Annotated in this window: 14 protein-coding genes and 1 pseudogene; 3 read left to right on the top strand and 12 right to left on the bottom strand. The window is 71.7% G+C overall.

Annotated elements, in window-relative coordinates:
* Positions 1–75: pseudogene (locus ABZY57_RS02845) on the top strand (DUF3159 domain-containing protein); the annotation flags it as partial.
* Positions 76–104: 29 nt separating this feature from the next.
* On the opposite strand, the gene ABZY57_RS02840 reads toward ABZY57_RS02845, so the two are convergent.
* The 7 genes from ABZY57_RS02840 to ABZY57_RS02810 all read right to left on the bottom strand — a co-directional run bounded on the left by ABZY57_RS02840 (position 105) and on the right by ABZY57_RS02810 (position 6,817).
* Positions 105–854 carry a DUF3159 domain-containing protein gene (locus ABZY57_RS02840; protein WP_356507441.1) on the bottom strand — a complete coding sequence of 250 codons (750 nt, stop codon included), beginning with the start codon at positions 852–854 and terminating at the stop codon, positions 105–107.
* 2 nt (positions 855–856) lie between these two features.
* Positions 857–1,285 (bottom strand): OB-fold nucleic acid binding domain-containing protein, encoded by a 429-nt coding sequence (locus ABZY57_RS02835; protein ID WP_356507439.1) that lies wholly within the window; start codon positions 1,283–1,285, stop codon positions 857–859.
* Between the two features lie 24 nt (positions 1,286–1,309).
* Entirely contained in the window at positions 1,310–1,996 is a 687-nt protein-coding gene (locus ABZY57_RS02830; protein WP_356507437.1) for a response regulator, read from the bottom strand.
* Complete coding sequence (locus ABZY57_RS02825) at positions 1,993–4,656, bottom strand: sensor histidine kinase KdpD (protein ID WP_356507435.1); 2,664 nt, start codon at positions 4,654–4,656, stop codon at positions 1,993–1,995. Before ABZY57_RS02825 ends, ABZY57_RS02830 begins: the two co-directional genes overlap by 4 nt.
* Before the next feature lie 253 nt (positions 4,657–4,909).
* The gene (locus tag ABZY57_RS02820; protein WP_356507433.1) at positions 4,910–5,698 is read right to left on the bottom strand and encodes a DUF3710 domain-containing protein; all 789 of its coding nucleotides are present in this window, start codon (positions 5,696–5,698) and stop codon (positions 4,910–4,912) included.
* Position 5,699: 1 nt separating this feature from the next.
* Positions 5,700–6,233, bottom strand: a complete 534-nt coding sequence (gene dut / locus ABZY57_RS02815) for a dUTP diphosphatase (protein WP_356507431.1) — start codon at positions 6,231–6,233, stop codon at positions 5,700–5,702.
* Positions 6,233–6,817: a PaaI family thioesterase gene (locus tag ABZY57_RS02810; RefSeq protein WP_356507429.1), complete on the bottom strand. Its 585-nt coding sequence runs from the start codon at positions 6,815–6,817 to the stop codon at positions 6,233–6,235. Before ABZY57_RS02810 ends, dut begins: the two co-directional genes overlap by 1 nt.
* Before the next feature lie 58 nt (positions 6,818–6,875).
* On the opposite strand from ABZY57_RS02810, the gene ABZY57_RS02805 reads away from it, so the two are divergent.
* Positions 6,876–7,337, top strand: coding sequence for a DUF3093 domain-containing protein (locus ABZY57_RS02805; protein ID WP_356507427.1), 462 nt, complete (start codon positions 6,876–6,878; stop codon positions 7,335–7,337).
* Between the two features lie 10 nt (positions 7,338–7,347).
* Here ABZY57_RS02805 and ABZY57_RS02800 read toward each other — a convergent pair whose 3' ends face one another.
* The 4 genes from ABZY57_RS02800 to ABZY57_RS02785 all read right to left on the bottom strand — a co-directional run bounded on the left by ABZY57_RS02800 (position 7,348) and on the right by ABZY57_RS02785 (position 10,892).
* The gene (locus ABZY57_RS02800; RefSeq protein ID WP_356507425.1) at positions 7,348–8,295 is read right to left on the bottom strand and encodes a hypothetical protein; all 948 of its coding nucleotides are present in this window, start codon (positions 8,293–8,295) and stop codon (positions 7,348–7,350) included.
* A gap of 12 nt (positions 8,296–8,307) precedes the next feature.
* Complete coding sequence (locus tag ABZY57_RS02795) at positions 8,308–8,604, bottom strand: DUF4193 domain-containing protein (protein ID WP_112451146.1); 297 nt, start codon at positions 8,602–8,604, stop codon at positions 8,308–8,310.
* A 384-nt stretch (positions 8,605–8,988) separates the two neighbouring features.
* On the bottom strand, positions 8,989–10,233 hold the full coding sequence (locus ABZY57_RS02790; RefSeq protein ID WP_356507423.1) for a HAMP domain-containing sensor histidine kinase: 1,245 nt from the start codon (positions 10,231–10,233) through the stop codon (positions 8,989–8,991).
* 5 nt (positions 10,234–10,238) lie between these two features.
* Complete coding sequence (locus tag ABZY57_RS02785; RefSeq protein ID WP_112451148.1) at positions 10,239–10,892, bottom strand: response regulator transcription factor; 654 nt, start codon at positions 10,890–10,892, stop codon at positions 10,239–10,241.
* A 247-nt stretch (positions 10,893–11,139) separates the two neighbouring features.
* Between ABZY57_RS02785 and ABZY57_RS02780 the strand changes: the two genes are divergently transcribed.
* Positions 11,140–11,313, top strand: a complete 174-nt coding sequence (locus tag ABZY57_RS02780) for a hypothetical protein (RefSeq protein WP_204357838.1) — start codon at positions 11,140–11,142, stop codon at positions 11,311–11,313.
* A gap of 124 nt (positions 11,314–11,437) precedes the next feature.
* Here ABZY57_RS02780 and ABZY57_RS02775 read toward each other — a convergent pair whose 3' ends face one another.
* Complete coding sequence (locus ABZY57_RS02775) at positions 11,438–12,238, bottom strand: inositol monophosphatase family protein (protein WP_356507604.1); 801 nt, start codon at positions 12,236–12,238, stop codon at positions 11,438–11,440.
* Positions 12,239–12,384 lie beyond the last annotated feature (146 nt).

The raw sequence follows: 12,384 nt of genomic DNA, 5'->3' as shown, positions 1-12,384 counted from the left end.
CGCAAGAAGGCGTACGTCAAGGCCAGCCTGGCCTGGGGCCTGATCTTCCTCGCGAAGTACGCGATCCCCTTCCCGCGTCCCGGCTACGGAGCTGCGCGTACGGCTCAGGCTCCCCGGCCCCCCGCGGACTTCGCGGCCTTGGCCGCCTTCTCCGCGGCCTCCTCCGCCTCCCACTCGGCGATCACGTTGATCGGCGGCGGCGCCTGCGCCAGGAAGAGCCAGGTGAAGTACACCGCCAGCACCATCGGCGGCAGCTTCAGCGCGATGAGCACCCAGCCGAGCTGCGTCGCGTCGCCCCACCAGTACAGCGGGAAGAGGATCGCGTACTTCGCGAGGAAGATCAGGCCCCAGGCCAGGCTGGCCTTGACGTACGCCTTCTTGCGCCCGGGGTTGCGCGTGCGCCAGGACAGGTTCTCCTTGAACACCGGCCCCAGGATCACGCCCAGCAGCGGGAAGCCCACCAGCGCGGAGAGCGTGAAGGCCACGCCCAGGCCGGCGCCGTAGATCATGCCGGGCAGGTAGAAGCCCTTCGCGCTGCCCGTGAACAGGGCGAAGGCCACGCCCACGCCCACGCCGAAGACCCCGCTGAAGGCGTGCTTGACCGTGTCCTTGCGCAGCAGCCGCACGATCACCAGCAGGACCGCGACCGCTCCCGCCGCGATGGCGGACAGCTTCACGTCCTTGTTGATCGTGTAGATCATGACGAAGAGCAGGCCGGGGAGCATCGTCTCCACGGTGCCCCGGATGCCGCCGAAGGCGTCGAAGAGGGCGGCCTGCGTGACGGCCTTCTGGTCCGCGGAAGGACCCGCGGCGGGGTCCGCGCCGGGCGTGGTGGGTTTGTCGAGTGACGTCACCGTCAGTGCTCCTGTCCGAGCGGTCGGAGTTCGTACTTCGGGTTGAAGAGCACCCGACGGCCGTGGCTCATCGAGATCCGCCCGGAGGCGATCATGCGACGGCCGGGTTCGATTCCCACGATCGAGCGACGTCCGAGCCAGACGACATCGAGCGCGGCCGAGCCGTCGAAGAGCTCGGCCTCCAAGGCGGGGACGCCCGCGCGCGGCCGCAGGGTGACGGTCCGCAGGGTCCCGGTCACCTTCACTATCTGACGGTCGTGGCAGTCGCAGATCCGCAAGCACCCCGCGGCTTCTGCGTCCTCCTGCAGCTCCGCCGAATGCAGCTCCTCCTGCGAGGTGGACAGCCGCTCTATCATCCGGCGGAACCGGCCCGCCGGCCTGGCGGGCTTCGCCGGCTTCGCGGACTTCTCGGGACGCGGTTCAGCACTCATACAGGAAGCGTACCGGCGCCCCCACTACCTCTCGAAGCGGTATCCCATGCCCGGTTCGGTGATGAAGTGCCTCGGGTGCGCGGGGTCGGCCTCCAGTTTGCGCCGCAGCTGGGCCGTGTAGACCCGCAGGTAGTTGGTCTCGGTCCCGTAGGAGGGTCCCCAGACCTCCTGGAGGAGCTGCTTCTGGCTGACCAGTTTGCCGCCGTTGCGCACCAGCACCTCCAGCAGGTGCCACTCGGTGGGCGTCAGGCGTACGTCGCGGCCGTCGCGCACCGCCTTCTTCGCCGCGAGGTCCACCGTGAAGGTCTCGGTCTCGACGATCACCTCGTCCTCGCCGGCCCCGGCGCCCGGTTCCGCCCGCCGGACGGCCGCGCGCAGCCTGGCGAGCAGCTCGTCCATGCCGAAGGGCTTGGTGACGTAGTCGTCGGCCCCGGCGTCCAGGGCCTCGACCTTCTCGTCGGAGCTGTGCCGGGCGGAGAGCACCAGGATCGGGACCCGGGTCCAGCCGCGCAGCCCCTTGATCACCTCGACGCCGTCCATATCGGGCAGGCCGAGGTCCAGGACGACCACGTCGGGGTGGCGGGCGGCCGCCAGTTCCAGGGCGCTCGCCCCGTCGGCGGCCGCGTCGACCTCGTACTTGCGCGCCTTCAAGTTGATCACGAGGGCTCGGACGATCTGGGGTTCGTCGTCCACCACGAGCACCCGGGTCATTGAGGTCCTGCCTTCTGTCGTATCGAATCAAGATGAAAATCTGCGGGGTGCCCGTCGGCCCGGTCGTGCCCGTCTGCCCCCCGGTCGCGTCCCCCGGCCCCGCCCGGCGCGCTGCGCCCCTCGCCGTCCACGCTCACGTGGATCCGAGGCCGTCCGCCGGTCGCCGCCCGCAGCGTGAGCACCATCGTGAGCCCGCCCCCGGGGGTGTCCTCGGCCTCCAGGGTGCCGTCCATGGCCTCCGCGAAGCCGCGCGCGACGGCCAGCCCGAGCCCGACCCCGGCGCCGCGCGGCGCGTCACCGTGCCGCTGGAACGGGGCGAAGATCCGGTCCTTGGCCTCGTCGGGGACGCCCGGACCGCGGTCCACGACCCGTACCTCGACCCGGTCTCCGAGGAAGCTGGCCGCCACCAGCACCTGCTCCCCGGGCGGGCTGTACTTCACCGCGTTCTCCACCACGTTGGCCACGGCCCGCTCCAGCAGCCCGGGATCCACGGCCACCATGGGCAGGGTCTCCGGGACGTCCAGGAGCACGCTGCCCTCGGGCACGCCGCCCAGCGCCATCGGGACCACCTCGTCGAGGTCGATCTCGCGGATCAGCGGGGTGACGGTTCCGGTCTGGAGCCGTGACATGTCGAGCAGGTTGCCCACGAGGTGGTCGAGCCGGTCGGCGCCGTCCTCGATGCCCTCCAGGAGCTCGGCGCGGTCCTCCTGCGACCATTCCACGTCGTCGGAGCGCAGAGAGCTCACGGAGGCCTTGATGGAGGCCAGCGGCGTACGGAGGTCATGGCTGACGGCTGCCAGCAGCGCGGTCCGGATCCGGTTGCCCTCCGCCATCCGGCGGGCCTCCTCCGCCTCTCCGACCAGCCGCTGGCGGTCGAGTACGACGGCGGCCTGGGCGGCGAAGGCGCCGAGCACGCGACGGTCCTCGGCGGGCAGCACCCTCCCGGACAGGGCCAGCGCCATGTGGTCGCCGATCGGCATGTCCACGTCGGCGTCCTCGGGGCGGGCGACCGGGTTCGGGCCGACGCTGCCGGCCGGCCGCCAGGGCTCGACGTCGCTCTCGCGCTCCAGCAGCGCCACGGATTCCATAGCGAAGGTCTCCCGCACGCGCTCCAGCAGGGCGTCCAGGGTGGTCTCCCCGCGCAGCACGCTGCCGGCGAGGAAGGAGAGGATCTCGGACTCGGCGCGCAGCCGGGCGGCCTGGTGGGTGCGGCGGGCGGCGGCGTCGACGACGGAGGCCACGGAGCCCGCGACGCCGAAGAAGACGGCGATGGCGACGATGTTCTTGGGGTCCGAGATGGTGAAGCGGTGGAGGGGCGGGGCGAAGTAGTAGTTCAGCAGCAGGGAGCCCACGGCCGCGGAGGCCAGCGCCGGCCAGAGCCCGCCGAGCAGCGCCGCGGCCACGGTCAGGGCCAGGAACAGCAGCATCTCGTTGGCGAGACCGGGGTCGCTGTCGATGTGCGTCAGCAGGATCGCGAGCGCCAGCGGCAGGGCCACCCCGACCACCCAGCCGGCCACCAGCCGGGTCCGGCCGAGCCGGGCCGCCGAGCGGGTCACGGGCCGAAGCCCACGGCCCTTGGCGACCTCCTCGTGCGTGACGATGTGCACGTCGAGGTCGGGCCCCGAGTCACGGGCGACGGTGGCGCCGACGCCCGGGCCGAAGACGTACCGCCAGGAGCGGTGGCGGCTGGAGCCGAGCACGATCTGGGTGGCGTTGACCCCCTTGGCGAATGCGAGGAGCGCCTCGGGCACGTTGTCGCCGATCACGTGGTGAAACGTTCCACCAAGGTCCTCGACCAGCGTCCGCTGGACCGCGAGCTCCTTGGGCGAGGCCGCGGTCAGTCCGTCGCTGCGGGCGATGTAGACGGCCAGGATCTCGCTGCCGGAGCCCTTGGCCGCCACCCTGGAGGCGCGCCGGATGAGGGTGCGCCCCTCGGGTCCGCCGGTGAGGCCCACGACGATCCGCTCGCGCGCCTGCCAGGTGGAGCGGATGTTGTGCTCGCCCCGGTACTGCTGGAGGTACTCGTCGGCCCGGTCGGCGACCCAGAGCAGCGCGAGCTCGCGCAGCGCGGTCAGGTTCCCGGGGCGGAAGTAGTTGGACAGGGCCGCGTCGACCTTGTCGGACTTGTAGATGTTGCCGTGCGCCATGCGGCGGCGCAGGGCCTGCGGGGACATGTCGACCAGCTCTATCTGGTCGGCGCGGCGCACCACCTCGTCGGGGACCGTCTCCCGCTGCCGCACCCCGGTGATCGACTCCACGACGTCGCCCAGGGACTCCAGGTGCTGGATGTTGACGGTGGAGATCACGTCGATCCCGGCCCGCAGCAGCTCCTCCACGTCCTGCCAGCGCTTGGCGTTGCGCGAGCCCGGCACGTTGGTGTGCGCCAGTTCGTCCACCAGGGCTATGGCGGGCTTGCGGGCCAGCAGGGAGTCCACGTCCATCTCGGTGAAGGCGGCGCCCCGGTACACGAGCTGCTGGCGCTCCACCTGCTCCAGGCCGTGCAGCATGACCTCGGTGCGCGGCCGCCCGTGGTGCTCGACGAAGCCCACGACGCAGTCGGCGCCGCGCTCGACCCGGCGGTGGCCCTCCGAGAGCATGGCGTACGTCTTGCCCACTCCGGGGGCCGCGCCGAGATAGATCCTGAGCTTGCCGCGTCCCATGCGCCCATTCTCCGGGACGTCCTCCCCGTTCACTCGCCGATGACCTGCTGTGGGCGGATCTCTGACGGTTCCCTGACGCCCCTGGGCGTCGGGGCGCAAGGGGTCTGGTCGCGGCCGGGACAACGCCGCGGACGGGTCCGCGGACACGGCTGTGGCCCGGATTCCGCCACGGCCGCCGACACGACCCCGGACACGGCCGTGGGCCGCACCCCCGCGGGAGTGCGGCCCACGGCCGTCAGCGATCGAGCCGGGGTCAGCGGACCTCGGTGATCTCCGGGCCGCGCTCCAGCTGGCCCATGCCACCGCCGAAGCGGGAGCCCTCCGGGTCGCCTGCGTCCTCGGTCTGCACGCCGTCCGGCACCATCTGCGCGTCGTTCGGCAGCTTCAGGACGATCGGGTCGCGCGGAGCCATCGGGCCCTCGCCGCGGACCACGACGGTGTCCAGGAAGATCCGCTCCAGCACACCGGCCGACTCGGGACGCACCGCGCCCTGGCCGGAGATGACACCGCGCAGGAACCAGCGCGGACCGTCCACACCGACGAAGCGGACCAGCTGGGCGCCGGTCTGCCCGTCCGGGAGCGGTACGGGGACCTGCGCGCGCAGCTCCCAGCCCAGCGGACCCTCGACCTCGTCGATGATGCCGCCCTGCTTGGTGATGCCGTCGGCGATCTCCTCGCGGACCTCGCCCCAGATGCCTTCCTTGCGGGGCGCGGCGAAGGCCTGCAGCTGCACGGCGCTGTCACCGAGCACCACGGTCGCGGCGACGATCGCGTCCCCGGCGACCTCGACCCGCAGCTCCATGCCGTCGACACCCGGTACGAGGATTCCGCCGAGGTCGACCCGGCCCTCCTCGGGGTTGCCGGGGACCTCGGAGATGTCCCACGGGCCGTCGGGACGCGGGGCCGGCGGCAGGTTCACCCTGCGCGGCGCGGCCGCGTCGTTCTCCGTGCCGTCCTGCTCATCGGCACCGACGCCGTCGACGACCTGCTCGGCCGCGCCGCCGTCCTTGACGGAGTCGTTCTTCTTGCGACGTCCGAACACGTCACTGTCCTTCCCGGTCGGATACGACCGAAGCGTAGCCATTCCCACCCTGCTGACCAGCGCCGGATCCGGCCACGGCCGCATGACCACCGGTGGAGCCGAAACCCCCCTCGGCCCGCGCCGAGTCGGGAAGCTGCGCCACCTCGCGGAAGCGCACCTGCTCGACTCGCTGGACAACCAGCTGGGCAATGCGGTCGAAACGCTCGAACCTGACGCTCTCGCGAGGGTCGAGATTGACCACGATCACCTTGATCTCCCCACGGTACCCGGCATCCACCGTCCCGGGGGCATTCACGAGTGCGAGCCCGCAGCGCGCGGCCAGGCCCGAGCGCGGGTGCACGAACGCCGCGTAGCCCTGGGGCAGCGCGATGGAGATCCCGGTGGGCAGGACCGCCCGCTCCCCCGGCTCCAGCTCCGCGGCCACGGTGGTGACCAGATCGCAGCCGGCGTCGCCGGGGTGCCCGTAGGCCGGAATCGGCACCTCCGGGTCGACGCGCCGGATGGCCACGTCCACGCCGGTGTTGTTCTCAGACATCAGGGGTTCACCTCGAAGGCGCGTGCGCGCCTGACCTGGTCCGGGTCGGCCATCGCCGCCCGGATCTCCTCGGGCCGTCCGTTGTCGATGAAGTGGTCGACCTTCACCTCGATGAAGAGGGCGTCGGCGCGCAGTGCGACCGGTCCCTGCGGTCCGCCTATTCGGCCGACCGCGCTGGAGTAGATCTTCCGGCCGGCGACGGCGGTGACCTCGGCCTCCAGGTACAGCACGGTGTCCACGGGGACGGGCCGGACGAAGTCCGTCTCCAGCCGGCCTGTGACGGCGATGACGCGCAGCAGCCAGTTCAGGGAGCCCAGGGTCTCGTCGAGCGCGGTGGCGAGGACGCCGCCGTGCGCGAGGCCGGGCGCACCCTGGTGGGCGGCCTTGACGGTGAACTCTGCGGTGACGCGCACGCCCTCGCCCGCGCGGGCCTCCAGGTGGAGTCCGTGCGGCTGGCCGTCACCGCAGCCGAAGCAGTGCTCGTAGTGCGCGCCGAGCAGTTCGCCGGGGGCCGGGGCATCGGGGTGCCGCACCGGCGCCGTGGCATCGGCGGGGGGCGTCAACGCTGTGTTTCGTCCACTCACAGCCGCAGACCTTACCCGCGCGGCTACCCGCCGGTCGCCTCGTGGCAGGCTTGGCCGCATGCAGCTCTCCCCCGCGCACCACGACGAACGTCTGACGGCCCCCCGTTCCTGGTGGGCCATCGCCGCCCTGATCGGCCTGGCCTGTGCGCTGATGCTGCTCCCGCTGGGCACGCTGCCGCTGCTGGCCGGGCTGATCGGGGGCACCGCGCTGACGGGGCTGGTGGTGAGTTCGTACGGTTCCCAGCGCGTGCGCGTGGTGGGCGGCGCGCTGGCCGCCGGCCAGGCCCGGATCCCGGTGTCCGCGCTCGGCGACCCGGAGGTGCTGGACGCGGAGGAGGCCCGCGCCTGGCGCACGTACAAGGCCGACACTCGCGCCTTCATGCTGATGCGCAGCTACGTGCCGACGGCGGTGCGCGTCGAGGTCACCGATCCGGCGGACCCGACTCCGTACCTCTACGTCTCCACCCGCGAGCCGCAGGCCCTGGTGGCGGCCATCCGCGCGGCGCAGGGACGGGACTGACCCGGCGGGCTCAGTCCCGCGGATCGACGGCGCTCGGGTCGATGGCCCGCGGGTCGAACATCCGGCCCTCGACGGCGGCCCTGACCTCCTCGGGAAGGGCCTCGGTGGGCCGCTCCAGGGGCGGGAGCTGCGGCAGTGCGTTCCAGGGCACGGCGCGGGCCCGCAGGTCCGTACGTACCTTCTCGGCGAGTTTTCGGGTGTCCCGGCGGTTCATGACCGCGCCGACCGCGGCGCCGACCATGAAGGGCATCAGGTTGGGCAGGTTGCGGAACATCCGCTTCATGATCTGCTGGCGCAGTTCGCGCTTCATCTGCCCGCCGAGCGCCGCGTTCAGCGTGGTCGGCTTGGTCAGGTCGACCCCGCGCTCCTCCGTCCACGACGTGAGGTAGGCGACGCTGCGGCCCTTCAGGTTGCCGGCCGGTCGCAGGCCGTAGACCTCGTGGAGTTCGGCGATGAGCTTCAGCTCGATCGCGGCGACCCCGGTGATCTCGGCGGCCAGCTCGGCCGGCATGGCGGGGGGCACCGGCAGCATGGCGGCCGCGCCGATCCCGGCGCCGACCGTGGAAGTGGCGTTGGCGGCGCCCGAGATCAGCTTGTCGGCCAGCTGGTCGGGCCCGAGGCCCGGGAACTGCGCGCGCAGGGTCGCGAGGTCCCGAACCGGAACGCGCGGTGCGTTCTCGATGACGCGTTCGGTGAGGTAGAGGGCGGCGGCCCTGACACCTTCGCCGCCCTTGCGCACACCGTTCTTGACGGCCTGCAGCCGACGGACCCCGGAGTGCTTCCGGGGCCCCTCGCCGGCCTCGGGGGCCGACAGAACCGCCTGGGCGGTGTCGGGGAGCACGGCGGGTACGCCGGGGGCTCCAGGGCCTGTTTCCAGGCCCTCGGTTCCCTCGCGCGTCTCCGCCGGATCACCAGCCTTTCGGAAGCGCCGCTTCCGGAAGGGTGTCGAGCCAGTCACGGCCGACGCCTCTCAGTCGCATTCGCGGCAGATGGGCTGACCGTTCTTCTCGCGTGCCAGCTGGCTGCGGTGGTGCACCAGGAAGCAGCTCGTGCAGGTGAACTCGTCGGCCTGCTTGGGCAGGACCCGAACGGCCAGTTCCTCGTTGGAGAGGTCTGCGCCGGGAAGGTCGAGGCCCTCCGCGTTGTCGATTTCGTCCAGGTCGACGTTCGAGGACGACTTCTCGTTGCGACGAGCCTTCAGCTCTTCGATGCTGTCGTTGTCGACGTCGTCGTCGGTCTTGCGCGGAGTGTCGTAGTCCGTTGCCATGGTTCGCTCTCCCCCTCTGGGATTTAGCGGGTGTCTCAGCGCACGTAACGCGCGAGAGGCCGGACTTGTGCCCGACCTGAGGCGGAGATTTTGCCTCACATCAAGGTCTGTTACTCAATCGACACCCAGCCGCACATTCAGAAGAGCGATTGGCTGGGATGACGACCGGGACCGTACACGGTCCGGGGGCCGTCTTGCACAAACGCCACCCCCTGTATTTCCCGCCGCTAGGGGGGCCGGAAACCCGGACTTCCCGGGCTTTCCGGCCCCCCCAAGGTCACTGAGCGCATAGGGCCGGACACTCGACACTGTGATCGATCGCACAGAAGCCACTGCCTTCACGAGCCAAGCATTCAGCCAACAGCGAACAAGGGGTGGGTCGGCTCACAAGGGCAGAGTGACGCGCATCACGAGGCCACCGCCCTCGCGCGGGACCGCCTGGATCCTCCCGCCGTGTGCGCGCGCCACGGAGCGCGCGATCGAGAGGCCGAGCCCGACACCCTTGTCGCTGCCCGTGCGCTCCGTACGCAGCCGCCTGAAGGGCTCGAAGAGGTTGTCCACCTCGTACGCGGGAACCACGGGACCCGTGTTCGATACCAGCAGGACCGCCTGCCCGTGCACGGCCTCGGTGGTGACCTCCACCCAGCCGCCCTCGGGCACGTTGTAGCGCACGGCGTTCTGCACCAGGTTGAGCGCGATCCGCTCCAGCAGCACACCGTTGCCCTGGACCACGGCCAGCGCGCGCTCCCCGCGGATCTCCACGCCCTTGGCCTGCGCCTCCCCCCGCGCCTGGTCGAGGGCGCGCGAGGCCACCTCCGCCAGGTCCACGGGCTTGCGCTCGATGATCTGGTTGTCGCTCCGGGCCAGCAGCAGCAGGCCCTCCACCAGCTGTTCGCTGCGCTCGTTGGTGGCGAGCAGGGTCTTGCCGAGCTGCTGGAGCTCCACCGGAGCCCCGGGATCGGAGAGGTGCACCTCCAGCAGCGTCCGGTTGATGGCCAGCGGGGTCCGCAGCTCGTGCGAGGCGTTGGCCACGAACCGCTGCTGGGCCGTGAAGGCCCGCTCCAGCCGGTCGAGCATCTCGTCGAAGGTGTCGGCGAGCTCCTTGAGCTCGTCGTCCGGACCGTCCAGCTCGATCCGCCGGGTGAGGTCGGAGCCGACCACCCTGCGGGCGGTCCGGGTGATCTTGCCCAGCGGCGAGAGCACCCGGCCGGCCATCGCGTAGCCGAAGGCGAAGGCGATGATGCTCAGTCCCATCAGCGCCATCAGCGAGCGGCTCAGCAGATCGTCCAGCGCGTGCCGGCGCTGTTCGAGGATGCAGGTGTTGATCGCGGCGTTGAACTGGTCGGGCATCTGGCCGGTACCGCTCACGCCGGGGCAGCTGCTCGTGACCTGGATCGGGCCGCCGCCCACGATCGTGAAGGGCAGCGCATTGCCCTGCCGCAGTGCCTGGGCCGCCAGCAGGTAGATGATCGACAGCAGCAGGATGCCGGCGATCAGGAACATCCCGCCGTACAGCAGCGTGAGACGTATCCGGATGGTAGGCCGCAGCCAAGGGAAAGGACCCTCGGGCTGGCCGGGGTCCCAGGTCGGTTTCGGTGGCGCCGGTGGTGGCGCCGGGGTCGCCGGCACCCGCGTCAGATCCGGTAGCCGGAACCGGGGACGGTCACGATGACCGGCGGCTCCCCGAGCTTGCGGCGCAGCGTCATCACCGTCACGCGCACCACGTTGGTGAAGGGATCCGTGTTCTCGTCCCACGCCTTCTCCAGGAGCTGCTCGGCGGACACGACCGTGCCCTCACTGCGCATGAGGACCTCCAGCACCGCGAACTCCTTCGGCGCCAGCTGCACCTCCTTGCCCTCGCGGAACACTTCGCGCCGGTTCGGGTCCAGCTTGATGCCGGCCCGCTCCAGCACGGGCGGCAGCGCGACCGTGGTGCGGCGGCCGAGGGCCCGTACCCGGGCGGTCAGCTCGGTGAACGCGAAGGGCTTGGGCAGGTAGTCGTCCGCGCCGATCTCCAGGCCCTCGACCCGGTCGCTCACGTCTCCGGAGGCCGTCAGCATGAGCACGCGGGTGGGCATGCCGAGCTCGACGATCTTCCGGCACACGTCGTCGCCGTGCACGAGCGGGAGGTCCCGGTCGAGCACGACCACGTCGTAATCGTTCACTCCGACGCGCTCCAGGGCCGCGGCGCCGTCGTACACGACGTCCACGGCCATGGCCTCCCGGCGCAGCCCGGTGGCCACCGCATCGGCGAGCAGCTGCTCGTCCTCGACGACGAGTACGCGCACGTCGTTTCCTTCCTCAGAGCCCGTCAGGGCAGGGGTGTCATGTGTCGCCCATCCTGCCCCTTTCTCCGGTAAACCGGCTGTAAGACGCCGCTCGGGGGGACTCCGGGGGACGGAACTGAGGATTCCCCGGCCTTACGAGGTTTCTGGGACCAGGGCGGCGGGGAGGACGACTTCACACCCCGAACACCTCCCTGACGGCGCACTGCCACGTGCCGCCGCCGACCCACGAAGAGGGGGCGAACCCACCATGGACGCATTCACCGCGGGTCTCCTGCAGCGCATCAGGAGCACGCAGTCGGACCTCAGGCAGGCTCGCGAGACGGGCGACGACTTCCTCGTGGAAGTGGAACAGGCGGAGCTGGAAGACCTCCAGCGCATCGCAGCCGATCACGGCGTTCCGGTCACCGTCTCCGCCTGCTGATTCCAGCCGCCGCCACCCACACACCCCCGGACCCCGGAGGCCGCCACCCGGCCGCCGGGGTTCCTTCACGTCCCGGAGCGCACCGGGACGCCCCGGCGCCCTCCCCCGCGGGGAAGGCGCCCGCTCAGTCGTGCCAGGCCCCGGCTTCCTCCAGCAGCGGCCGCAGCGAGGCGAACACCGCGGGGGTCGCGGCCAGCGCGAGCTCCCCCGAGGCGGGCTCTCCGGGCCTGCCGCCCGTGACCGCGCCGGCCTCCCGGGCGATCAGCTCGCCCGCCGCGAGGTCCCAGGGGTTCAGCCCGCGCTCCCAGTACCCGTCCAGCCGTCCGGCGGCCACGTCGCACAGGTCGATCGCCGCCGAACCGCCGCGCCGGACGTCCCGGACCAGCGGGATGATCCGCTGCGCGACGTCGGCCTGGTGCGCCCGCCGGCTCTGGACGTACGCGAACCCGGTGCCGATCAGCGCCTGGTCCAGCGGAGCGGCCGGCCTGCAGGCGAGGCGGACCCCGCCCAGCCAGGCCCCGCGTCCCAGCACCGCGTGGTACGTCTCCCCGCGCATCGGCGCCGCCACGACCCCGGCCACCGTCTCGCCGCGGTACTCGGCCGCGATGGACACGCCCCAGGTCGGCAGCCCGTAGAGGTAGTTCACCGTGCCGTCGAGCGGGTCGATGACCCACCGGACGCCGCTGGTGCCGACCGATTCGGAGCCCTCCTCGCCCAGCAGCCCGTCCTCGGGCCGCCGCTCCCCGAGGATTGCGGTGATCAGCTTCTCGGCCGCGATGTCCATCTCGGTCACCACGTCGATCGGGCTCGTCTTGGTCGAGGCGACCGCCAGATCGGCGGGCCGCCCGTCCCTCAGCAGCGCGCCCGCCCGGCCGGCCGCCTCCAGGGCCACGTCCAGCAGTTCGGTCTTCAGCTCTTCGGAGATCACGCCCGGCTCCCGTTGCTCGACTTACCCGATTACCCGACTCGTTTCGGACTCACTGCGCGCACCGGCCGGCTACGCGTACGGGCTGTCCACGCCCGCGGCCGCCGGCCGGGGGGCGCGGGCCGGGCCGCCGCCCCCCCCCCCCC

This window comes from Streptomyces sp. NPDC006450, from assembly GCF_040612195.1.
In the GTDB taxonomy this organism is placed as follows: Bacteria; Actinomycetota; Actinomycetes; order Streptomycetales; family Streptomycetaceae; genus Streptomyces.
The sequence above is the reverse complement of the archived record's forward strand: the minus strand, read 5'-3'. Positions and strand labels throughout refer to the sequence as shown.